Annotated in this window: 24 protein-coding genes and 1 tRNA gene; 15 read left to right on the top strand and 10 right to left on the bottom strand. The window is 69.5% G+C overall.

The genetic code is table 11. The annotated features are described in order from the left end of the window. Positions 1–39 precede the first annotated feature (39 nt). Both A4X17_RS16970 and A4X17_RS16965 read right to left on the bottom strand, forming a co-directional pair. Positions 40–1302, bottom strand: coding sequence for an acyl-CoA dehydrogenase family protein (locus tag A4X17_RS16970; RefSeq protein ID WP_082916256.1), 1263 nt, complete (start codon positions 1300–1302; stop codon positions 40–42). Continuing rightward, positions 1299–2774 (bottom strand): LLM class flavin-dependent oxidoreductase, encoded by a 1476-nt coding sequence (locus A4X17_RS16965; RefSeq protein ID WP_082916255.1) that lies wholly within the window; start codon positions 2772–2774, stop codon positions 1299–1301. Before A4X17_RS16965 ends, A4X17_RS16970 begins: the two co-directional genes overlap by 4 nt. A 191-nt stretch (positions 2775–2965) precedes the next feature. Between A4X17_RS16965 and A4X17_RS16960 the strand changes: the two genes are divergently transcribed. From A4X17_RS16960 to A4X17_RS16945, 4 genes are all read left to right on the top strand, one after another. Next, a complete protein-coding gene (locus A4X17_RS16960; RefSeq protein ID WP_064296832.1) occupies positions 2966–3502 on the top strand; it encodes a TetR/AcrR family transcriptional regulator in 537 nt (178 codons plus the stop codon). Next, a complete protein-coding gene (locus tag A4X17_RS16955) occupies positions 3499–3861 on the top strand; it encodes a multidrug efflux SMR transporter (RefSeq protein WP_064296831.1) in 363 nt (120 codons plus the stop codon). Before A4X17_RS16960 ends, A4X17_RS16955 begins: the two co-directional genes overlap by 4 nt. Beyond that, the gene (locus A4X17_RS16950; RefSeq protein WP_064296830.1) at positions 3858–4184 is read left to right on the top strand and encodes a multidrug efflux SMR transporter; all 327 of its coding nucleotides are present in this window, start codon (positions 3858–3860) and stop codon (positions 4182–4184) included. Before A4X17_RS16955 ends, A4X17_RS16950 begins: the two co-directional genes overlap by 4 nt. 119 nt (positions 4185–4303) lie before the next feature. After that, positions 4304–4822, top strand: a complete 519-nt coding sequence (locus A4X17_RS16945) for a hypothetical protein (RefSeq protein ID WP_064296829.1) — start codon at positions 4304–4306, stop codon at positions 4820–4822. A 118-nt stretch (positions 4823–4940) separates the two neighbouring features. On the opposite strand, the gene A4X17_RS16940 is transcribed toward A4X17_RS16945, so the two are convergent. After that, positions 4941–6620: a hypothetical protein gene (locus A4X17_RS16940; protein WP_064296828.1), complete on the bottom strand. Its 1680-nt coding sequence runs from the start codon at positions 6618–6620 to the stop codon at positions 4941–4943. 269 nt (positions 6621–6889) lie between these two features. Here A4X17_RS16940 and A4X17_RS16935 point away from each other — a divergent pair. Beyond that, a tRNA-Arg gene (locus A4X17_RS16935) sits at positions 6890–6962 on the top strand. A 143-nt stretch (positions 6963–7105) separates the two neighbouring features. Here A4X17_RS16935 and A4X17_RS16930 read toward each other — a convergent pair. The 3 genes from A4X17_RS16930 to A4X17_RS16920 all read right to left on the bottom strand — a co-directional run bounded on the left by A4X17_RS16930 (position 7106) and on the right by A4X17_RS16920 (position 8456). Beyond that, complete coding sequence (locus A4X17_RS16930; RefSeq protein ID WP_064296827.1) at positions 7106–7882, bottom strand: HNH endonuclease family protein; 777 nt, start codon at positions 7880–7882, stop codon at positions 7106–7108. Positions 7883–7950: 68 nt separating this feature from the next. After that, positions 7951–8211: a type II toxin-antitoxin system RelE/ParE family toxin gene (locus A4X17_RS16925; protein WP_064296826.1), complete on the bottom strand. Its 261-nt coding sequence runs from the start codon at positions 8209–8211 to the stop codon at positions 7951–7953. Further along, a complete protein-coding gene (locus A4X17_RS16920; RefSeq protein ID WP_064296825.1) occupies positions 8208–8456 on the bottom strand; it encodes a type II toxin-antitoxin system Phd/YefM family antitoxin in 249 nt (82 codons plus the stop codon). The genes A4X17_RS16925 and A4X17_RS16920 overlap by 4 nt, the downstream gene beginning before the upstream one ends. A gap of 315 nt (positions 8457–8771) precedes the next feature. On the opposite strand from A4X17_RS16920, the gene fdhA reads away from it, so the two are divergent. From fdhA to A4X17_RS16875, 9 genes are all read left to right on the top strand, one after another. Next, positions 8772–9992, top strand: coding sequence for a formaldehyde dehydrogenase, glutathione-independent (gene fdhA / locus A4X17_RS16915; protein ID WP_064296824.1), 1221 nt, complete (start codon positions 8772–8774; stop codon positions 9990–9992). Between the two features lie 334 nt (positions 9993–10326). Further along, positions 10327–11361 carry a helix-turn-helix transcriptional regulator gene (locus tag A4X17_RS16910; RefSeq protein ID WP_064296823.1) on the top strand — a complete coding sequence of 345 codons (1035 nt, stop codon included), beginning with the start codon at positions 10327–10329 and terminating at the stop codon, positions 11359–11361. Between the two features lie 167 nt (positions 11362–11528). Then, a complete protein-coding gene (locus tag A4X17_RS16905; protein WP_064296822.1) occupies positions 11529–11948 on the top strand; it encodes an Asp23/Gls24 family envelope stress response protein in 420 nt (139 codons plus the stop codon). After that, positions 11945–12133: a DUF2273 domain-containing protein gene (locus A4X17_RS16900; RefSeq protein WP_064296821.1), complete on the top strand. Its 189-nt coding sequence runs from the start codon at positions 11945–11947 to the stop codon at positions 12131–12133. The genes A4X17_RS16905 and A4X17_RS16900 overlap by 4 nt, the downstream gene beginning before the upstream one ends. Beyond that, positions 12130–12483, top strand: coding sequence for a hypothetical protein (locus A4X17_RS16895; protein WP_064296820.1), 354 nt, complete (start codon positions 12130–12132; stop codon positions 12481–12483). The genes A4X17_RS16900 and A4X17_RS16895 overlap by 4 nt, the downstream gene beginning before the upstream one ends. Then, positions 12480–13055 (top strand): hypothetical protein, encoded by a 576-nt coding sequence (locus A4X17_RS16890; RefSeq protein ID WP_064296819.1) that lies wholly within the window; start codon positions 12480–12482, stop codon positions 13053–13055. Before A4X17_RS16895 ends, A4X17_RS16890 begins: the two co-directional genes overlap by 4 nt. After that, positions 13055–13657 carry a hypothetical protein gene (locus A4X17_RS16885; RefSeq protein ID WP_064296818.1) on the top strand — a complete coding sequence of 201 codons (603 nt, stop codon included), beginning with the start codon at positions 13055–13057 and terminating at the stop codon, positions 13655–13657. Before A4X17_RS16890 ends, A4X17_RS16885 begins: the two co-directional genes overlap by 1 nt. Positions 13658–13741: 84 nt before the next feature. Beyond that, entirely contained in the window at positions 13742–15073 is a 1332-nt protein-coding gene (locus A4X17_RS16880; RefSeq protein ID WP_064296817.1) for an Asp23/Gls24 family envelope stress response protein, read from the top strand. A gap of 1 nt (position 15074) precedes the next feature. Beyond that, positions 15075–15488: a hypothetical protein gene (locus tag A4X17_RS16875; RefSeq protein WP_064296816.1), complete on the top strand. Its 414-nt coding sequence runs from the start codon at positions 15075–15077 to the stop codon at positions 15486–15488. 71 nt (positions 15489–15559) lie between these two features. Here A4X17_RS16875 and A4X17_RS16870 read toward each other — a convergent pair whose 3' ends face one another. The 3 genes from A4X17_RS16870 to A4X17_RS16860 all read right to left on the bottom strand — a co-directional run bounded on the left by A4X17_RS16870 (position 15560) and on the right by A4X17_RS16860 (position 19091). After that, a complete protein-coding gene (locus A4X17_RS16870) occupies positions 15560–15850 on the bottom strand; it encodes a DUF1905 domain-containing protein (RefSeq protein WP_064296815.1) in 291 nt (96 codons plus the stop codon). Between the two features lie 228 nt (positions 15851–16078). Next, positions 16079–17614, bottom strand: coding sequence for a CoA-acylating methylmalonate-semialdehyde dehydrogenase (locus A4X17_RS16865; RefSeq protein WP_064296814.1), 1536 nt, complete (start codon positions 17612–17614; stop codon positions 16079–16081). Positions 17615–17732: 118 nt separating this feature from the next. Further along, the gene (locus A4X17_RS16860; protein ID WP_082916254.1) at positions 17733–19091 is read right to left on the bottom strand and encodes an aspartate aminotransferase family protein; all 1359 of its coding nucleotides are present in this window, start codon (positions 19089–19091) and stop codon (positions 17733–17735) included. Between the two features lie 26 nt (positions 19092–19117). Here A4X17_RS16860 and A4X17_RS16855 point away from each other — a divergent pair, with 26 nt between their 5' ends. Then, positions 19118–20680 carry a PucR family transcriptional regulator gene (locus tag A4X17_RS16855; RefSeq protein WP_064296813.1) on the top strand — a complete coding sequence of 521 codons (1563 nt, stop codon included), beginning with the start codon at positions 19118–19120 and terminating at the stop codon, positions 20678–20680. A gap of 166 nt (positions 20681–20846) precedes the next feature. Here the strand turns inward: A4X17_RS16855 and A4X17_RS16850 are convergent, their stop codons facing one another. Beyond that, positions 20847–21266 (bottom strand): helix-turn-helix domain-containing protein, encoded by a 420-nt coding sequence (locus A4X17_RS16850; RefSeq protein ID WP_064296812.1) that lies wholly within the window; start codon positions 21264–21266, stop codon positions 20847–20849. Between the last annotated feature and the right edge of the window lie 577 nt (positions 21267–21843).

Below are 21843 nucleotides of genomic sequence, written 5' to 3'. Positions count from 1 at the left end.
TGGTGGGCCCTTCGACAAGCTCAGGGACCAGACGAGCCCCTAGGTGTAGAGCGAGATCGGCTGCAGCTCGCCGTTCAGGTGGTTCGCACCGACCTCGAGCTTCTTGTAGTCGACCGGGTCGTGGAGGGAGTGCGTGCGCACGTTCCGCCAGAACAGGTCGAGTCCCACGGAGGCCTTCGCCGAGCTGGACCCGGTGACCTCGAAGATGCGGTTCGCGACCTCGATGCCGAGCTCGGTGGAGACGACCTTGAGCTTGGCGATCTCGATGGCGATGGCACCACGGTCCTCCACGGTTACCGCCGCTCCCCGCTCGATGATGCGGTCGAAGCGGGCGTTCGTGCGGTCGGCGAGCGCCTCGACGGCGGCGATCGACGACACGAACTCGCCGATCACGCGCTGCACGAACGGGTCGTCGCGGTAGGTCTCGGCGTGGCTGAGGAACCAGGCGTTCTTCCGTGCCCGGACGAGTTCCGTGCCCTGCGCGAGCGCACCCTCCGCGATGCCGAGGTAGAGGTTGCCGAACGCGAGCTGAATGCCGGGCGTCACGAGTGAGGAGAACGGTTCGTCGCCGACGGTGCCGAGGATGTCCGCCTGCTCGACGAGCACGTCCTCGAACCGCACGGACCCCGAGGCGGAGAGCCGCTGGCCGAGCGCGTCCCAGTCGCCGAGGTAGGTGATGCCGGCGCGGTCGTGGTCGAGGACGAACTGGAAGATCGTGCCGTCGTGGTCGCCGCCGCGGACGACCGCGTTGACGAGGATGACGTCGCCGGCGGAGGCGCCCGTCGAGAACCGCTTGAGCCCGTTGAGGCGGAACGCGTCGCCGTCCTGGGTGAGCGAGAGGTCGGGGTCCGTCGGGTTCACGGAGTCTCCCCAGATCCACCGGCCCTCCACGGTCTTGCGGTGCCACTCGGCCTGCGTGGCCGGGTCGGCGGTGAAGCCGATGTTGCCCGCGTTGATGTAGTGGTAGGCGAGCAGCTGGCCGATGGAGGCGTCGACGCGCGACAGGATGCGGACGACCCGGAAGGCGCTCTCCCAGTGGCCGCCACCACCGCCGAACACTGCGGGGTCGAGCAGGTTGACGAGGCCCGATTCGCGGAGGAGGTCGAGCTCGGTGGTGGGGTCGAGGTTCGCGCGGTCGCGTTCGAGGACGTCGACCGCGAGCTTGGTGGCGACCTCGGTGGCGACGGCGTCCCAGTGTGCGAGCTCGGCGTCGTCGGCGGTGCCGGACCAGTGGGTGCGCCTCTCAAGGACCGGCTGCCCGGTCACTGGGCCGGTCGAAGTGCTGATCGTGTCGGTGCTCATGCGGAGGCTCCTTCGGTGGCGTAGACGTTGTCGTCTGCCGCGTCGGCGTTGTCGGTCTCGAAGAGGGAGGGTGCCGTGTCGTCGGCGGCGGACGGCTGCCCGACGTACGCACCGCGGTACCGGTGGGCCGGGTGCCACTCGGGCACGACGGGGGAGCCGGTGCCGTTCAGGCGGCCGCGGAGGGTCCCCTCCGGGTACTCGTCCCAGACCCGACCACGGCGACGCAGCTCGGGCACGAGCAGGTCGACGACGGCCTCGAAGGTGCCGGGCGTGATGACGTAGGCGAGGTTGAAGCCGTCGGTGCCGGCGACGTCGATCCAGCGCTCGATCTCGTCCGCGACCGTTGCGGCACTGCCGACGAACACGGGACCGATGCCGCCGATGCCGATGTAGTGGGCGATGTCGCGCGGCGTCCACTCGCGTTCCGGGTCGGCGAGCGTGAAGATCGCGAGTGCCGAGCGGGCCGCATCGGTGTCGACGTACTTGAGCGGCTTGTCGGGGTCGAACGACGAGAGGTCGAGGCCTGACCAGCCGCCGTAGAGGGTGAGGGCGCCGTCGAGCGAGATGTACTGCTGGTACTCCTCGTACTTGGCCTGCGCCTCCTCGTCGGTCTCGGCGACGATCGCCGTGGCGAGGGTGAGGATCTTCACGCTGTCGCGCGGGCGTCCGAGGGCCTCGGCGCGGTCGCGGATGTCGTCGGTCGTCTTGCGCGTCAGCTCCGGGACGAGCCCGTTGATGAACACCGCCTCACCGTGCGTGGCCGCGAACTGGCGACCGCGGGCCGAGGCGCCGGCCTGGAAGATGACGGGCGTGCGCTGCGGCGACGGCTCCGAGAGGTGGATGCCGGGCACCTGGAAGTGCTCGCCCCGGTGGTTGATGGGGTGCACCTTGGTGGGGTCGGTGTAGACGCCGTTCTCCCGGTCGATGACGACCGCGTCGTCCTCCCAGGAGCCCTCCCACAGCTTGTAGGTGACGTCGAGGAACTCCTCGCCGATGCCGTACCGGTCGTCATGCTTGATCTGGGTGGTGAGGCCGAGGTTGCGGGCGGCGGAGTCGAGGTAGGAGGTGACGACGTTCCAGCCGACCCGACCCTTCGTGAAGTGGTCGAGCGTCGAGAAGCGGCGGGCGAGGGCGTACGGCAGCTCGTAGGTGGACGCGACGGTGACACCGAAGCCGAGGTGCTCGGTCGCCTTCGCCATGGCCGACACCTGGATGATCGGATCGCCGACGGGCAGCTGCGCCGAGTCGATGAGCGCGGGCGCGGAGGAGTGACGGTAGACGTCGTAGATGCCGACGACGTCCGCGATGAACAGGGCGTCGAAGGTGCCCCGCTCGAGGAGCTTGGCGAGGTCGATCCAGTAGTCGATGTCGTTGTAGCGGTGCGCCTGATTGTCAGGATGCTTCCACAGGCCGGGCGCCTGATGGGTCACGCAGCTCATGTCGAACGCGTTGAGGATGATGCGCTTGCTCACAGGGATACCACCGGGTCGTCTCGTCGAGGCTGGGTCCGACGGCGATCACGGCGCCGTCCAGCACGACGGTACTCGGGGGCTCGGGTGCTCGCGAGGGGCCCGAAACAGAGCGTCACATGGGCCGCCGGGCGTTTGTTCCTCACGGTTCGTTCCCAGGATTACTTTACCTTACGTAAGCTAAAGTAACTCCCATGAGACCCAGTGCACGGAACGAGATCCTCGATGCGGCCGTCCGCGTCGTCGACGCCTCCGGAGAGGCGAACATCACCTACGAGGCGGTGGCGCAGGATGTCGGTCTGACGAAGGCCGGCCTGCGCTACCACTTCCCCTCGCGGGACGCGATGATGATCGCGGTGATCGAGCACGTCGTCGCCCGCTGGCAGCGCGAGCTCGTGGAGGAGTTGGGGGCGCCGCTCGAGACGTCGACGCTCGCGGAGCGGGTGCGGGCCTTCGTCGCCTTCGCCGGGGAGGGCGGTGCGAGCCAGGGCGAGTTCGTCGTCTTCGCCGAGGCGGTCAGGCGTCCCGAACTCGCCGCTCCCTGGCTCGAGTACCTCCGGACCTGGTTCGGGTTCGGCGAGGACACCGATTCGACCTCCCTCCTGCTCGTCTGGTTGGCGGCGAACGGTCTCTGGATCGCCGAGGCGACCGGCATCCTCGACGTCGGCCGCGACCAGCGCGCCGACCTGGTCGCGCGACTCCTGACGCTCGCTGGAGGTGAAGCGCGATGAAGAAGTGGCTGATCCTCTCCGCCGCCATCCTGCTGGAGGTCACGGCGACCCTCTCGCTCCGTGGCGCCATCGAGAACCCCTGGTGGTCGATCCTCGCGGTGGCCGGGTATGCGGGCGCCTTCGTCGCCCTGTCGCTCCTGCTCCGGATGGGGGTGCCGATCGGGGTGGTCTACGGCATCTGGGCTGCGGCCGGCGTCGCGCTCACCGCGGTGCTCGCGTCGCTCGTGTTCGGCGAGCAGTTCACCTTCATGATCGGGCTCGGCATCGCGATCGTGATCGCCGGCGTCGTGCTCGTGGAGACGGGCCACGCCCCGGAGTCACCGAAGCCGGGCGCGACGAACGAGGAGGTCGGCGCATGACCTGGTTGCTCCTGGCCGGTGCCATCGTCACCGAGGTCGCGGCGACGCTCTCCCTGCGCGCCTCGGAAGGCTTGCGCAAGAAGCGGTGGATCGCTCCCGTCGCCGTGTGCTACGTGACCGCCTTCGGGTTGCTGACCATCGCGCTCGCGAACGGGATGCCCGTCGGGATCGCCTACGGAATCTGGGCCGCCTGTGGGGTCGCGCTCACGGCCATCGGAGCGCGCGTGCTCTTCAAGGAGAAGCTGACGCCGAAGATGATCGTCGGCATCGGCCTGATCGCGGTCGGTGTGCTCGTCATCGAGCTCGGTTCGCAGGCGCATTGACCCACGCGGATCGCTCCCGCGCGTGAGGGTGGGGAGCGGTACCCATTGAGCGTGGGGCGGGACTGAGGCATCCTCGTCCTGGGCGAACCGCCCGCAATCGACAGCCTTGGGGGGCTCCTGTGGACAGCAACGTGCTCGCGATCATCGCCATTCTCGTCCTGCTCGCCATCGTCGGGCTGGGGGTGTTGAAGGGGCTCGGTCGCCGGAAGCTGCGCGAGACGGCGACGAACCGTCGCGCCACAAAGGTGCCGGAGATGCTGCAGGAGTTCGGGCGCTCGGTCGTCCTCGGCACGGACCCCGCCGGTGCGACCGCGCTCATCGAGGGGCTGCCGAAGCGCAAGGCCAAGTCGTTGCGGCCCGGCGTGTGGGGCATCGACTACGTCGCCAAAGACGACGTCACGATCGAGGTCCAGTCGACGGGCGCAGGTTCCGAGGTGGTGGTGACGTCGCTCACGGAGTACCTCGGCTTCCCGCAGGGCCTCGACGGCTGGCAGCGCTTCGCCACGCAGCTGGAGGAGGCAGCGAAGGCGCAGGGCGTGCCGGTGCAGCGTGGTGCTCGGGCGTTCCAGTACCTGCCGGCACCCGCGAACACCCTCGACAAGGCGCGCTGGGTGCTCGCCAAGGTCGTCGCTCAGTGACGACACCTGAGCTCGCCACGGGCGGTCGGACCTCTTCCGGTCCCTGAGCTTGTCGAAGGGCTGGGTGTCTTCTACCGGTCACTGAGCTTGTCGAAGGGCCCGCCGATCGCCCGCTCGCCTACAGGTTCCCGAGATAGGCCAGGCGCTCGCCGCCGAGCTCGATCGCCAGCGCCCGCTGCCGCTTCACCCGTCGCCATCGCACGATGAAGAGCACCGTCCCGACGGCCGTGAGGAGGAGGCTGACGCCGAGCATGACCGGTCCGGTCGCGCCCAGCTCCTCCGGGTCGACCGACAGGAAGGCACCCGCGAGGACCCCGACGCCACCGACGCAGGTGCCGAAGTACGCTCCGGCCGCGAACAGGCGCGACGCGGGGATCGGGCCGAGGAAGTGCTGCAGGAGCACGGGCGGGAGTCCGCGGCGGCGTTGCTCCGGCCCGCGCCGCTCGAGCCAGTCGAGGGAGAACCGCTGGGCGAGGTGGATCTCCCTCGCCCGCGCGATGCCGCCGACGATCCACGCGACGAACGCGAGCAGCGCCGAGCCGACCACGGCGACGGCGACGAGCGCGTTCGCGTCGGACGGCAGGAGGCGGTCGATGACGCCTTCGGCAATGGCTGCGCCGAAGATCGCGAGCAGGCCGACGCCGGCGAGCCCGATGAGGATCCAGTCGCAGACCTTCCGGAGGGTGCGTGCGCCCACCGTCTCCGGGATCGGTTGCAGGTGGACGACCTCGTCGTCGTCCGCGAGCCAGGAGCCGACCCTCGTCCGATCCTGTGGCGGAATCCACGATGGCAACTCGCGTCCGTCGTCCGGGCCGACGCGCTCCGCATCCCGATTGCCGAGCGCCCCATTCCGGTCACCGAGCTTGTCGAGGTGCACCCGGTCGGCGATCTGCTCCGCGGCCAGCCGGGCCGGGTCGTCCGGTCGACGGAACCGGTCGTCGTCCGTGTCGTCGTCGACCGCCGTCCCCGTGTCCTCGTCAGCGATGATCGACCCGTACTGCGGCGCAGGCGGCACGAGGGGAGTCGGGTTCGGAGCATCGGGCGCCGCCGGAGCGATGTCCTGATGCGCGCGCACGACGTCCTCCACTGCGCCCTGTGCGGCCCGCATCGCTTCGTCTCGGATGCTCCGGCCGAGCGGCCCCGCGGCCTGGACCACCGCTTCGAGCAGTTTCACGTCGCCGGTGGACTCCGCCGCAGTGATGCAGTCGGCGATGAACCCGCGTCGACCGATCATGACGTCAGAGCCCTTCCCAGCGAGTGAGCGCGAGATGCGTTCCCGGCCGACGTCGAGTGGATCCTGGCCGGTGTCGTCGGGAACGCCGCTGCCGGCGATGAGCGCGACGAGTGGCACGAGGTCGGAGGTGGGGAGACTGCGAAGCCAGCCGCCGTTCACGATGATGCGCGCGCGTGCACCGGTGTCGGTCGTGAGTCGCAGGCTGAGGGCGGGCGTGGTGGCGGCGGGATTGCGGGTGAGGAGTTCGCCGCTCACGATCGAGCGCAACGGGATCGTCTCGCCCCGGAAGAGCGCGGTGCCGCGGCCGACGTCGACGCCGACCGGGCGGAAGGCGGTCCGAAGGTAGGACAGGCAGATGCCGGCGGTGATGACGAAGAAGACCGGGATGACGATGAGTGCTGTGCGCGCGATGTCGAAGATGCCGTCGATGACGCTGCCGGTGATCCAGCCGAGGACGCCGCCGAGGATGCCCGACAGGATCACGATGAGGACGAGGTTCGCCTGCACGGGCGGTTGGCCGATCATCGTGAAGCCGTCGTTCGTCGGTCCTGGTGCTGCGCTCACGTCGTCCTCTCGGCAGGTGGTCGCATCGACTGTTCCACGTCGGCGCCCGTCGTGTCGATGGGGAGCCCCTCCGTGGTCTCCGAGCCGTACTCGCCCCTGAGTCACCTCCTCCGGTCCCTGAGCCACCTCTTCCGGTCCCTGAGCCTGTCGAAGGGCGTCACCTTCCCCGGTCCCTGAGCTTGTCGAAGGGCGATTCGCGTCTTCGGCTTCCGTGTTGTAGGCTCTACTTCGGCCTGCCGAGCCGAAGTTCTCTTCTCTCAGCAAGCAATGCGCCCGTAGCTCAACGGATAGAGCATCTGACTACGGATCAGAAGGTTGGGGGTTCGAATCCCTTCGGGCGCACATTGTGAAAAGCGGTCCACTTCGGTGGGCCGCTTTTTTCGTGCCGCCTGACAGCAGGATATCGGCGCGAGAAGCGGATGGAATCGCGTGAAACGTCCGGTTCTCGGGCGTTCGTCCTGTTCTCGTGCGGCTCCCACACGTCGCTACGCCCGGCAGCTGCCCAGCGTGCCCGTGAGTGCCTGGCGGTCGGCGTCGTCGACCGTGAGGTCGTACGCCATCAGCACGAGCACGAACCGTGCCGCGTACTCGCAGTGCGAGGCGGCCGCGGGCGGCATCCAATCGCCGGGGCCGGAGTCCGACTTCGACGAGTTCGTCGCGCCGTCGACGGCCTGCAAGTTGATCGGGTCGTTCGCGAACTGCTCCCGCTGCTGCTCCGTCCACGTGTTCCCGCCGTGACGCCAACCCCACGCGAGCGGCACGACGTGGTCGATCTGGACGAGTTGACTCGACCGCTCACCGCGCTGGAAGTCGATCGTCGACCCCGTGTAGAGGTCGTGCAGCACGCCGGTGAGGACGACGCAGTCGCGGGTCCCCGGCTTGAACGTGACGTCGACGAGGTCGCGTGCCAGCACGTCGTTGCGGGTGTCGCAGCCGTTGCGGTCGATGTCCGCCCAGCGCTGGCCGAACCGGTCCCGGTCGTAGCCGGTGGCCACCTGGGTGGCGGTGTCGACGTCGGCCAGCGCGTCTTCGACTGCGGCGGCCGAGACGACCAACTGCCCGGACGCGTCCACGACGGCGAAGCCGGCGGCCTCGAGCGATGCCCGTGCGCTCGGGCTGACCGCCGCGGGCGTCGGTGCGAGCGACGTTTGCGCTGGTGACCCCGGCTCGCCGAACACGATCCCGCCGTCGAACTGCGTCGCGACGATCACCACGACGGCTGCAAGGAGCGCGACGAGCAACGCCAAGGGAGTCTTCTTCATGCTGGGTGCTCTCCTCGGGGTCTGCTCCACCAGCGTAGAGGCGGGCGCCGACACGAGGTCGCCGGACGTCAGCCCCGGTAGACGTCGCTCCGATGGCCGAGCGTGATGACGACCACGAGGAGCACACCGTCATCGATCGTGTACACGATCCGATAGTTACCCACCCTGACACGGAAGCCGGGGCGTCCTTGCAACGCCGTGGCATTCGGCGGGCGCGGGTTCTCCCCAAGCAGAGCGATCGCGGCCCGGATGCGTCGCTGGTCCTGATGGTCGATCCTGCGGAGCGCCTTGATCGCGGCCGGCCGCAGCTCGATGTCGTATCGACTCATTCCCAGCCGAGGTCGGCCTTCGCCTGCGCCCACGGGATGCTGTCGCCCTCCTCGGCCATCGCCGCGTCGAAGGCACGGGCGTCCTCGGCGTCTTCGAGCGCCTCCATCATCCGGTCGTACTGTTCGGGACTGATGATGACGGCCTCTGCGCGCCCGCGACGCTCCACGAAGACGGCTTCAGTGTGGGATCGCGCGATGAGCTCGGAGAACTTCGCGCGAGCCTCGGTGACGTTGATCCGGGACATCTCGCAAGTGTACGTTTTGGGCCTCAGTCTGTACATGAGGGGGTGGCCGAGGTGTGGTTCGACGGCTTCAGAGGAGCCTAGACAAAGGTGTACCGACGACCGAGCGCGCTCTCCACAGGGGTGCCCTTCGACAAGCTCAGGGACCGGCGGAAGTGATCGGGGAGCGGACGGGGTGGCAGCCCTTCGACAGGCTCAGGGACCGGACTGATGCGGCCACCGAAGGACGTCCGCCCCTGCCGCTGCGGACGCTGGCGGGATAGGGTCGAGCAGACACAGGGTGCCCCACAACGGGCGCCCGCGATCAAGGAGGATCACGTGTCAGGTAACAGAGCTGTCGCCTACAAAGCAGCGGGTGTCGTCGAGGTCATCGACATCGACTACCCCACCTTCGAACTCAAGGACGGACCGGGGGTGAACCCGGCCAACGTCGGCCGGAAAGTCCCGCACGGCGCCATCCTCAAGACCGTCGCGACCAACATCTGCGGCTCCGACCAACACATGGTCCGCGGCCGCACCACGGCACCGCCGAACCTCGTCCTCGGACACGAGATCACCGGCGAGGTGGTCGAGGTCGGACCGGACGTCGAGTTCATCAAGGTCGGCGACATCGTCTCGGTGCCCTTCAACATCGCCTGCGGCCGCTGTCGCAACTGCAAGGAGCGCAAGACCGGCATCTGTCTCAACGTGAACCCCGACCGCCCGGGTAGCGCCTACGGCTACGTCGACATGGGCGGCTGGGTCGGCGGCCAGGCCGAGTACGTCCTCGTGCCCTACGCCGACTGGAACCTCCTGAAGTTCCCGGATCGCGACCAGGCGCTCGAGAAGATCATGGACCTCACGATGCTCTCCGACATCTTCCCGACCGGCTTCCACGGTGCGGTGACGGCGGGCGTCGGCGTCGGATCGACGGTCTACGTGGCAGGTGCGGGACCCGTCGGCCTCGCCGCAGCGACCGGGGCCATGCTCCTCGGCGCCGCTGCGGTCATCGTCGGCGACATGAACGCCGACCGGTTGGCGCAGGCGCGGAGCTTCGGTTGCGAGACCGTCGACCTCACCAAGGGTGAGCCGGGGGAGCAGATCGAACAGATCCTCGGCGTCCCGGAGGTCGACTGCGCGGTCGACGCCGTCGGGTTCGAGGCTCGTGGTCACGGTGGTGACGCGGGTCATGAAGCACCGGCGACCGTGCTCAACTCGCTCATGGACATCACGGCGGCCGGCGGTGCGCTCGGCATCCCCGGACTCTACGTGACGGGCGACCCGGGTGGCATCGACGAGGCAGCGAAGAAGGGTGCGCTCTCGCTGAGTCTCGGCACCGGCTGGGCGAAGTCGCTGTCGTTCACCACCGGTCAGTGCCCGGTCATGAAGTACAACCACGGCCTGATGATGGCGATCCTGCACGACAAGGTGCACATCGCGAAGAACGTCAACGCCACCGCGATCACCCTCGAGGACGCCCCGCGCGGGTACGCCGAGTTCGACGCGGGGGCTGCGCAGAAGTTCGTCCTCAACCCGAACGGGTATCTGGACGCCGCGTAGGAGGCACGGGGACATCACCGAGAGCGCCCGTTGCGTCGTCTGAAGAGCTTCAGGACGACGGAACGGGCGCTTTCGGCTGCCCTTCGACAAGCTCAGGGACCGGGGTGGAGTGGCTCAGGGACCGGGAGGAGTGGCGCAGGGACCGGGGGTCCCGACTACTGATTTTTCACCCGAACGCCTGCCGCAGGGCATCCGGAACGGCGTTGTCTGACGAACTGATGAGTGAACCGTGAGATTCCCTCCTCTCGGTCCGTCTCTCCAATGACGCGGGAAACCGACGGGGCCCTGGGGCCCGTCCCGCGACGAAGAGACCCCCACTCGCACAAGGACGACCATGCAACACTCCTTCCTCGCATCCGAATCAGATCCGGAGAGCGACTCGGACACCAGCCCACTGCTCGGCAGTGCGAGCAGTACGGCGTCGACGGTTCCGATCCGCAAGGTCACGGTCAGCGGCGACGACCCGGCCACCGCCCGGCAGAACTACGAGCGCGCCTACGACGGCAGCCGCTTCACTGTCACCCGCGGCACCGAGCCGTTCTCGTTCCAGTGGGTGTCGATCGGCGACGACCGTGTCTCGCTCCGCACCGCGACGATGACCGGACACGTCACCGGCGAGACCCCGGGCCTCACGGATTACGTGGTCTCGTGGGTCACGACCGGCGGCGGCTGGATCGTGCGCCGCGACGGCCAACGGATGGAGATCCCGCGACACCCGTTCGTCCTCCCGTTCCACCGGCCGTACACGGTGCACCTCACCCCGCACCGGCAGAACTCCGTGCTCTTCTCCGCCCCGTACCTCGAAGACATCGCGACCGAGATCCACGCCGGCCCGAGTCAGCAGGTGTCCTTCGATCTCGAGGCGACGCCGACACCCGAGGCGATCGAGCGCTGGCGCGTGGCGCTGAACGCCTCCACGCCGGTGCTCACCGACGAGACGGCGCCTCCGCTGCTCCGTGTGAACGCCCAACGACCGCTCGCCCTCGCGCTGCTCCAGCTCGCACCGTGGGCGGTGGTCGACCTGCCGGAGCCGCTCCGCGAGCCTTCGATGGCGCGCACACGCCTCGCGGTCGAGTACCTGCACCATCACGCGGCGGAGCCCATCACGCCCGCGGACGCGGCGAAGGCGGCCGGGCTGCACACGAGGACGCTGCAGCTCCACTGCCGTCGTGAACTCGGCATGTCGCCCACCGCCTACCTGCGCGACATCCGCCTCGACCGCACCCGTCGCGAGCTCGCCGAGAGCTCGCCGCAGGAGACGACGGTCGGTGAGGTCGCGAAGCGGTGGGGCTTCGTCCACCTCGGACGCTTCGCCTCCGCCTACCGGAACCGCTTCGGCGAGGGCCCGAGCCAGACCCTGCGCGGCTGACGCCCGTCGCCGGATATCCAAAAAATGAGTGCTTCCGGAAAAGTTCGAGACGGACCATGAGATTCGGTCGTGACGCGCAGTCTCATAGATGTCGCCCGCAACACGGGCACCGCCGCCGGACACCCGGAGCGTGAACCAGCACCACCAGACACCGAAGGAGCAACACCATGTCGAACACCACCGACACCGCGAACCACGCCGCAACGACCTCCACGGGCAAGAACGTCATCGCCGATGGCGTCGTCCAGAAGGTCGCCGGCATCGCAGCCCGCGAGGTCCCCGGCGTGCACGACCTCGGTGGCGGAGCGGCTCGCGCCATCGGCGCCATCCGCAACGCCATCAACGCTCAGGACCGCGGTCAGGGCGTCTCGGTCGAGGTCGGCGAGAAGCAGGTCGCCGCTGACATCGTGATCGTCGCCGAGTACCCCGTCGACCTCCAGCGCGTCGCGGACGACGTCCGTCGCAGCGTCACCGACGCGATCTCGAACGTCGTCGGCATGGACGTCACCGAGGTCAACGTGACCGTCGCCGACGTCCACATCCCGTCGGACGACGACAACGACGCTGACGAGAGCCGCGTCCAGTGACCACGACCGATCGCGGCATCCTCGTCGGTGCCGTCCTGGCGCTGGCGGCCGTCGCATTCGGGTTCTGGAGCATGATCCTCGTCGCACTGTTCATGCTGATCGGATTCGGCATCGGACGCGTGCTCGAGGGCAAGCTCGACCTGCGCGGTGTCGCCGACGCGCTCCGCGGGCGGCGGTCGTCGTGACCGCGGCGGTGACGGCCGAACAGGCCGTGCATGGTCGCAACACGATCAGCTCCCGCGCCGTGCGTCGCGTCGTGTCTGCCGTCACCGCGGAGGAACTCGGTGTGCGGGCGTCGGAGGTCTCGGTCGAGCTCTCCGACGCCCAGGGGGCCCTCACGGTCACCGCGAGCACGCCCATCCACGTGTCGCCGCTCGGCGCCGGATCCCGGACCTCGGGAACCGTCCTCGAACGCCTGGCACGCGCACAGACCAGCATCCGAGAGCGGTGCCTGGACCTGACCGGGTCGACGATCGGACGCGTCGACCTCCACATCACGGGCGCGAAGCTCGAAGAACGAAGGAGGGTGTTGTGAGCACCCCAGCCCTGTATCGCCGCGCGGTGCGTCGCGAGACCCACTCGCCGCGGTCGACGCTCGCGATCACGATCGCGATCATCCTCGCGCTCGTGCTCGCCTGGCTCGGCACCGAGTCGGTCCTGGCCGCGATCGGGCAGCCGGCGCTCCTCGTCGCGCCGAAGGACATCGTCACCGCGGTGCTGACCGCGGCGACCGCCCCGGCCCCACTCCTCGTCGCCATCGGCGCGGTCGCGGCGATCGTCGGCCTCGTGCTGATCGTCCTGTCGCTGGCTCCCGCCCGCCAAGGGCGTCGCGGGTCGATCGCCGAGCGCACGGCGGCGGTCGTGGACGACCGGGTGATCGCGCAGTCGCTCGCCCGCGTCGCCTCGTACGCCGGTGACATCGACCCCTCGCAGGTGAGTGTCAGCGTCGGCGCCAGGAGCGCCCGCGTCGACGTCACGCCGACGAGCGGCCGACGCGTCGACCAGCGCGAGATCCAGCAGGCCGTGGACGCGGAGGTCGCGTCCTACGACTACCGGCCGGCGCTCCGCGCCAAGGTCCGCGTGAGCAGCAAGGGAACGGTGGCCTGATGAACTCCACGAATCGCTTCCTCAACCGGTTCTTCATCTTCGTGGTCGGACTCGTCGTCCTCGCGGCCGGCGCGGCCCTGTCCGTGGGGGCGCTCCTGCCTGACGTGCAGCGGACGATCAGCGAGAACGCCGAGCGTGCTGTCGGACCGACGAACGACACCATCGACGCCCAGCCGTGGATCCTGTGGGTCGCGGCGGTCGTCGCCCTGCTGCTCATCCTCGTCATCCTCTGGTTCGTGTTCCGGCAGGGCCGCGGGCACACCGGAACGCTGCTGCAGGTCGACGAGCAGCGGACGAAGGACACCCCGACCGGTGGTCGCGTCGTGCTCGACGTGAAGGTCGCCGAGCAGGTCCTCGAAGAGGCGATCGGGCGCAACCCCGACGTGGTCTCCGTCGACGTCACCGGCTTCCGGATCCGCAAGCAGTCCACGTTGCGCCTCACCGCACACGCTCGTCGTGGCGCCTCGCCCGTCCAGCTGCGGCGCGACATCGAGGCGGCCGTCCACGAGTGGGACGGTGTCCTCGGGACCTCCACCCCGGTGGTCATCCAGATCGTCAGCGGGCTGCGCACACGGCTCGCCAGCACGAACCGGGTCGTCTGACCCGACACCCCGCGGTGCCGCCGCGGCACCCGAACCGACAGCAGTAGGACCGATGCACCGCCGACGCGGTGCGAGGAGGATCGCATGAGCGACGACACGAAGCACCCGGACCAGCAGCACATCCCCACCCCGGCCGAGGTCCGGGCGGAGCACCCGACGGTGCTCGTGCCCGCGCATCCCGATGACGAGGTCCGTCGCATCGAGTCGCACGACGGCGAGCACGCGGGTGGGCCCGCGCCCGTTCCTGTGGTCGCGCCGGCGAACGGGGCTGTCGCTGGTCCGGAGGCCGCTGAACCGGCCGTGGCCGACTCGGTCTCCGCCGAGACGCCGACGGTGTCGGTGTCGGAGTCGGTGGCTCCGCCGGAAGCGGCGGACGCACCGGTGGTCGAGCTCGACTCCGGCCGGCGACGTGAGCAGGAGGCCGACGAACTCGCCCAGGTCATCGCCACGACTGCCGAGACGGTCCCCGGCGTGCACGCCCTCGGGTCCCCGACGGCCCGCGCCATCGACAGTGCCCGCACCCGCCTGCTCGGTCGCACCGCCGTCCCCGGCGTCAACGTCCTGGCCGATGAGGACGTGCTGAACGTCGAGGTCTCACTGGTGGCCGAGTACCCGGCCAGCATCGACGAGCTCGCGGACACGGTCCGGGCCGACATCGCGGCCGCGCTGGAGGCCCGTCACCCGGGACCGGTCGACATCGACATCACGGTGACGGACATCCACGGGCCGTTCGACCCGATCGAGCCCGATCCGGGCGAGGCGATCGACGACGCGAAGGCCGCCGTCGGCAATGCGACGTCCGCGACGGGTGCCGCGATCGGCGACGCGGCGGAGGCTGCTGGAGAAGCGTTGGCCAACGCCAAGACAGCTGCAGCGGACGCGGTGGACTCGGCGCGAGCCGGAGCGGCCGACCTGGCCGATGTCGCTGGTGACGCGGTCGAGCAGCGGACCGGCCGGTCCGAGGGCGACGACGGCCGGTCGCTGGGAGACGAGCAGCCGAGCGCGGCCGCCGGTGCCGACGGCGAGCTCGCGGCCAGCGGCGATGTCGCCGGTGAACCGATCGACGCGGTGGTGTCGGATTCCTCCGACGACGTGTCGGAGGAACTCGCCGAGGCCGCCCGTGAGCTGGCCACCGCGGCCGACTCGCTCGCGACCGTCGCCGAGGAGGTGACGCACGGCGCCGACCCGAACCTCGCCGATGCTGAGCCCGCCGGCACTGCTGACGCGATCCAGGACGCTCCGGCGGAAGAGCCCGTCGCGACGGGCTCGGATGCGGACCCGGTTTCGGCCCCCGAGCTGGACGGCGAGGACGCGCACGACCAGTCTGCCCCGAAGGTCGCCGACGTCGACGAGGTGGCGGACGCTTCCGCCGAGGTCACGGCCACCCAAGCCGCGGCGCCGGCGAAGGAGCAGTGACATGCCGCTCTTCAGCCGGACCACGTCGTACGGTGCGCGTCCGCGTCCGCGTGCCGTGTGGGCCGCTGCGATCACGGGTGTCGTCCTGCTCGTGCTCATCGTCGTCGGCGTGCTCATCCCGATCCTCGGGCTCATCGGCGCCGCCGACGGCGCGACGGTCGGTGCGCTCAGGGTCCCGGTCGGCGGCATCGTGGTCGCGCTCCTCATCGGGTACGTCCTCGCGCTGCTGTTCCTGCTCGGGTGCGTCCGCAGTCGCAACGGCGCACTCTCCTGGGTGCTCGCCGTCGCCGCGGTGATCTCGGCGCTCCTCGTGTCGCTGTGGCCGCTGCTGGCGGTCGCCTTCGCGGGCGTCGACCAGGCATCGGACGTGGTGCCGTTCATCCAGGACCTCATCCGCCAGGTCACGGGCGGCTGAGCACCGGAGATCCGCGCGGCAGCAGGAGGTTCTCCCTCAGGATCTCCTGCTGTCGCGCGGATCTCCTGTGCTCAGCTCAGGCGGCGGGTGAGGTGGACGTCGACGGTGTCGCCGATGTCCTTGCCGAGGCGCTTCCGGAGCTTCGCACTGATGGACAGCATGTGACCACCGGAGCCGGTCGGCATGAGGCCGACGTTCGGGAGCTCGACACCGTCGACGGTCGCGTCGACGCGGACGGACTTGCCGGTGCCGAAGAACTCGGCTGAGCCGGGCATCTCCACGCAAGACCAGACGTCGCCCTTCACATCGACGCCGATCGGCGTGGTGAAGCGGTGGTCGAGCTCGGTCGGTTCGATGGCCATCGGTGGCGCCCCTCGTCGGTCGTGGTCGGCGGGGCCATTGTCGCGGCTGAGTCCGACCCGTGGCAAGGGCGGGACCGTCCCTGGTCCCGCCCTTAGACAGGCTCAGGGACCGCGTTTCCTACCCCGTTCCCGCCCTTAGACAGCCTTAGGGCCCGCTTGTCGAGGGCCCCCGGAAGCACTCGGCCCCTCGGCAGGCTCGCGAGGAGCACTGCCGAGGGGCCGGGAACCTCAGTTCTGGGGGAAGCCGAGGTTGATGCCGCCGTGGGAGGGGTCGAGCCAGCGGGAGGTGATGGCCTTCTGCTGGGTGAAGAACCGGACGCCCTCGGCGCCGTGGGCCTTGGTGTCGCCGAACAGGGAGTCCTTCCACCCACCGAAGGAGAACGTGGCGACCGGCACGGGGATCGGCACGTTGATGCCGATCATGCCGACCTGGATCTCGTTCTGGAAGCGTCGTGCCGCACCGCCGTCGTTGGTGAAGATCGCGGTCCCGTTGCCGAACGCACCACCGTTGATCAGCGCGACACCCTCCTCATACGAGGCCACGCGGACGACGGCGAGGACGGGTCCGAAGATCTCCTCGGTGTACACCTTCGACGTCGTCGGGACGTTGTCGATGAGGGTCGGGCCGAGCCAGAACCCGTTCGGGTCGCCGTCGATGGGCGTGTTGCGGCCGTCGACGACGATCGTCGCGCCGTCGGTTTCGGCGATGTCGAGGTAGGAGGCGACCTTGTCGCGGTGCACCTTCGTCACCAGTGGCCCCATGTCGCAGTTCCGTCGGCCGTCACCGATCCGCAGGGTCGCCGCGCGTTCGGCGATCTTGGCGATGAGCTCGTCCGCGACGGGCTCGACCGCGACGACGACCGAGATCGCCATGCACCGCTCGCCCGCGGAGCCGAAGCCGGCGTTGATCGCGGAGTCGGCGACGAGGTCGAGGTCGGCGTCGGGCAGCACGAGCATGTGGTTCTTCGCCCCGCCGAGCGCCTGGACGCGCTTACCGTGTGCGGTGCCGGTCTCGTACACGTACTTCGCGATCGGGGTGGAACCCACGAAGGAGATCGCGCGGACGTCGGGGTGGGTGAGGAGCCCGTCGACGGCCTCCTTGTCACCGTTCAGCACCGTGAACACGCCGTCGGGGAGCCCGGCTTCCTTCCAGAGCTTCGCGAGCCAGATCGCCGCGGACGGGTCCTTCTCACTCGGCTTCAACACGACCGTGTTCCCGGCCGCGATCGCGATCGGGAAGAACCACATCGGCACCATCGCGGGGAAGTTGAACGGCGAGATGATGCCCACGACCCCGAGCGGCTGCTTCGTGGAGTACACGTCGACACCGGTCGAGACCTGCTCTGAGAACTCGCCCTTGAGGTGGTGCGCGAGACCGGTCGCGAACTCCACGACCTCCTGCCCACGGGTGATCTCACCCAGCGCGTCGGAGACGACCTTGCCGTGCTCCGCCGTGATGATCTCCGCAAGCTCGCCCTTCTTCGCGTCGAGCAGCTCACGGAACTTGAACACGATCTGCTGACGCTTCGCGAGCGGCAGGTCGCGCCAGGCGGGGAAGGCGGCTGCGGCGGATGCGACGGCGCGGTCGATCTCCGACTGGTCCGCGAGCGCGACGTGCTTCGTCGCGACACCGAGTGCCGGGTCGTAGACCGGGGCGGTGCGGCCGGAGGTGGACGGGGCCTCGGCTCCGTCGATCCAGTGCGGGACGACCGGCAGCGTGCCGGCGTCGGTGGTGGTGCTGGTGCTCGTGGCGGTGGTGGTCATGCGGAGGGCTCCTGGGCGTCGTGGGGTGCAGGGGTGCTGGGTGTTGGTCGTGCCGCGGCGGACGGGGCCGGGGTCGGGAGTCCCGACACCGAGTCCCAGAACGGGTCCCGCTCGCCGCTCATGCGCGCAGCTCCCCGAGGGCGGCGTCGATGATGGCGACACCCGAGGCGACCTCGTCGGCGGTCACGACGGCGGGCGGGACGACGTGGATGCGGTTCTCGCTGATGAACGGCAGGAGGCCGGCCTCGAGCAGGGACGTCTTGAACCGACCCATCGCCGCCGCATCGAGTGGTGCGCGGGTGTCGCGGTCCTCGACGAGCTCGACCGCCCAGAACACGCCGCTGCCGCGGACCTCGCCGATGAGCTCGTGGCGCTCGGCGAGGGAGCGGAGCGCGGGCCCGATGTGGTCGGCGCCGATCGCCTTGGCATGTTCGACGACGCCTTCCTCGGCCATGGCGGTGAGCGTCGCGACGACACTCGCGGCGGCGAGCGGGTGGCCGGAGTACGTGAGTCCGCCAGGGAACACCTGCTCGTCGAAGACGCGGGCGATGTGCTCGGAGACGATGACGCCACCGAGCGGCACGTAGCCGGAGTTGACGCCCTTCGCGAAGGTGATGAGGTCGGGTCGCACGTCGAACGCGTCGAACGCGAACCACTCACCGGTGCGGGCGAAGCCGGCCATGACCTCGTCGAGGATGAGCATGATGCCGTAGCGGTCCGCGATCGCGCGGACCCCCGCGAGGTAGCCGGGCGGCGGCGTCAGGATGCCGGCGGTGCCGGGGACGGTCTCGAGGAGGATCGCGGCGATCGAGCCGGGACCCTCGGCCTGGACGGTGCGCTCGAGGTGACGGAGGGCGCGCTCCGACTCCTCCTCCGGCGTCGTGGCCCAGAACTCGGTGCGGTAGAGGTAGGGGCCGAACACGTGCACGTGACCGCGCGCGTATTCGTTGGGGATGCGGCGCCAGTCGCCCGTCGCGACGATGGCCGCGCCCGTGTTGCCGTGGTACGAGCGGTAGGTCGAGATGACCTTGTCCCGGCCGGTGGCGATGCGTGCCATGCGGATCGCGTTCTCGTTCGCGTCGGCGCCGCCGTTGGTGAAGAAGACCTTCTCGAAGCCCTCGGGCGCACGCTCGAGGATGAGACGAGCCGCCTCGGCGCGGGTCGCGTTCGCCGCGGCGGGCGCGATCGTGGTGAGCTGCGCCGCCTGCTCCTGGATCGCCGCGACGACCTTCGGGTGCTGGTACCCGAGGTTCACGTTGACGAGCTGGCTGGAGAAGTCGAGGTAGTGGCGTCCGTCGTGGTCCCACACGGTGCTGCCGAGGCCGCCCGCGATGGGGAGCGGCTTGAGCGTGCTCTGGGCGGACCAGGAGTGCAGGACGCGCTGGGTGTCGGCGTCGCGGACGCCGGCGTTGTCGAGGCCGGAGAGGAAGTCATTGATCACTCCTGCAGCCTGGCAATCGATGCGGCCGATGTACATGGCGGGATCAGTGGTAACTTCGGCACATGTCCACCACTTCAGTGATCGCTGGCGAGGTCGGCCGTGCGTCCTCGAACGTGTCCCTGCGCACGCTCATGGCCGAGCCGGTCTTCAAGCTCGGCCTCGTCGTCGAGGGTGACGCCGACGTCCTCGACCGCGACATCGCCTGGGTGCACAGCTCCGACCTCGGCGACCCGACACCCTGGCTGGAGCCCGGCCAGCTGCTTCTCACCGACGGCATGCAGTTCACCGGCGAGATGAGCGACGAGCTCGCCGACCGCCGCGCCGACGAGTACGTCCGGCGCCTCTCCGCCCGGGGTGTGCTCGCGCTCGGGTTCGCCACCGGGATCATCCACGCCGACATCCCCCAGCGGCTCGTCCTCGCCTGCGAGCGACACGGGTTCACCCTGCTCGAGGTGGGCGAGCGGACTCCGTTCATCGGGATCATCCGGTTCGTCGCCGACGCGGTCGCAGCCGCACGAGTGGCGTCGCTGGAGTGGTCGCTCGCCGCCCAGCGTGCGGTCGCGAGGGCGGCGCTCCGACCCGACGGCCTGACGGCGATCCTCGCGGAGCTGGGTCAGCAGCTCGGCTGCTGGGTCGCGCTGTACGACGCGCTCGGCAACCGGGTCACCACGAGGACGCGCGAGCCGGTGCCGGAGGGCGTGGAGGCCGCCGTCGCCGAGGTGCTGCGGCGCGGGTCGCGGGCCGGACTGCACCTCGCGGACGGAGCGGAGGGCGCGACGCTGCTGACGCTCGGCCGCCGAGGCGAGCTGCGGGGCATCCTCGCGGTCGGGTCCAGTGTGCCGCTCGACCACGCCGAGCACGACCTCGTCTCCAGTGTCATCGGCCTCGCGAGCATCGCCCTCGAGCAGCACAGCGCCCTCGACCTCGCACGCCGGCAGCTGCGCTCCGGGCTCCTCGAGCTGCTGCTCTCCGGCGACCGCGCGGTCGCCGAGCGCACCGCCCAGCGGCTCTGGGGGCCGCTGCCGCCCGACCCGATCCGCGTCGCCGTGGTCGACATCCCCGAGGGTGAGCTGGGCTTCCTCTCGGAACTCGACGTGCAGGCCGCGGCGCATGGCGGCAAGCTGTTCTTCGCCGAGCAGGACGAACGGATCGTCATCGTGTCGAGCGACGCGGACACCGGGCTCTGGGACGCCGTCGTCGGCCGCCACGGGCTGTCGGGCGGGGTGTCGGCGAGGACGAGCTGGGAGGGGTTGCGGGACGGGCTGTCCGAGGCCGAGCGGGCGCGCGCATCGGCGGGGGAGACGCCGCGACTCGTGCGATACGAGGCGCTCGCCGAGCAAGGGTTGCTCGGGTTGCTGAGTGCGTCGGGCGGGGAGGTGCTGGCGAACCGGCTGCTCGAGCCGCTGGGCGGGCTCGGCGCTGAGGCTCGTGCGGTCCACGTGACCACGGCTCGGGTCTGGTTGGAGGCGAACTGCGTGACCGATCAGGCGGCTGGCCGCCTCGGGATCCACCGGCAGACCCTCCGAGCGCGCATCGGCACGCTGGAGTCGCTGCTCGACCTCGACCTCTCCCGCTTCGGCGACCGAGCCGAGCTGTGGAGCGCCCTCCAGCTCGCCGACGGCTGACGAATTCGCGCGTCGTGCACCCTCGTTCCCAGATTCACCCCTTCGGTCCCTGAGCTTGTCGAAGGGCGGTGGTCATCGGGGCGGGACTGCACTTCGACAGGCTCAGTGACCGGATGGGGCTCAGCGACCGGGGAGGTTCTCGGTGGGGACTGCCGATCGACGAGCGTCAGTGCACGAGCTGGCTCACACGTTGCACCGAGACCCCGAAGACGGCCGCGGCGTCGCTCTGGCTGGCTCCCTTGGCGATGAGGCTCAGGACGGCCTCGCGGCGCTTGCGCGCTGCCTCGCGCACCTGCTGGCGTGCCTGCTCTTCAAGGGTGTTGGATTCGCCCCAGAGGTCGACCGCCTCATCCCGGACCGTCACAACGACGTCCCCGTGGTAGTCATCGAGATCGAGCCACAGGGCCGCGACGTCGCGGGCAGCTGCAGCGATGTCCTTGAACCTCTTCGCTGAGCCCATGGCGACGATCCGGTGTCCCGCGCCTCGGGGGGAGTCGGTGGTGAGCGAGGGGATCTCGAACGTCCACCACTTGCCGTCGAGGTAGGTCACGACGTCGAGCGTCTGGGCCACGGTTGCTGCGGTCATTCGCGGGCCTCCTGATTGTCTGTCGGCGCGGTCGAGCGGTGCGGTGCGCTACTTCCACCCGCTCGGCGCATCCGGGAACATCTCGATGAGCTGCTTCACGATTCCGGCCGACACCTCGTGATGTGGAATCGTCAGATACTCGCGCCCGTTCTCCGGATTGCCCCATTTCTCGTGGGAACCCTTCTGCTACCGGAGCAGCACCCAGCCTTTCGAGCTGAGGAACCTCACCACATCGCGGTACTTCTGTGGCCTCGGCATCATTCTACTCAAGCCCCCCATTGATTTCAAGATGAAGAGGGGGCTAGATATTTGAAGCCGCTGACGCAACTCGACCGTGCCCCAGACTGACGAGCCTCGCCCTCCTCGAAAGGCTAGCTCGCGACGTCATCGCATCTGGTCGGGTGCGCGCGCCCTGTGGACAACGGGAGTGATGCACGCCCTGTGGGGGACGTTCGGCCACCGAGCGCAGCTCGGCCACCGAGTTTGTCGAGGTGCGTACGAGGCACTTCGACAAGCTCAGTGGCCGGAAAGCGTTCCGCGGGTGAGGAGCGCAGTGAGCGGGTGCACCGTGTCCCGG

The organism is Plantibacter sp. H53 (assembly GCF_001650455.1).
Taxonomy (GTDB): Bacteria; Actinomycetota; Actinomycetes; order Actinomycetales; family Microbacteriaceae; genus Plantibacter; species Plantibacter flavus_A.
The sequence above is the reverse complement of the archived record's forward strand: the minus strand, read 5'-3'. Positions and strand labels throughout refer to the sequence as shown.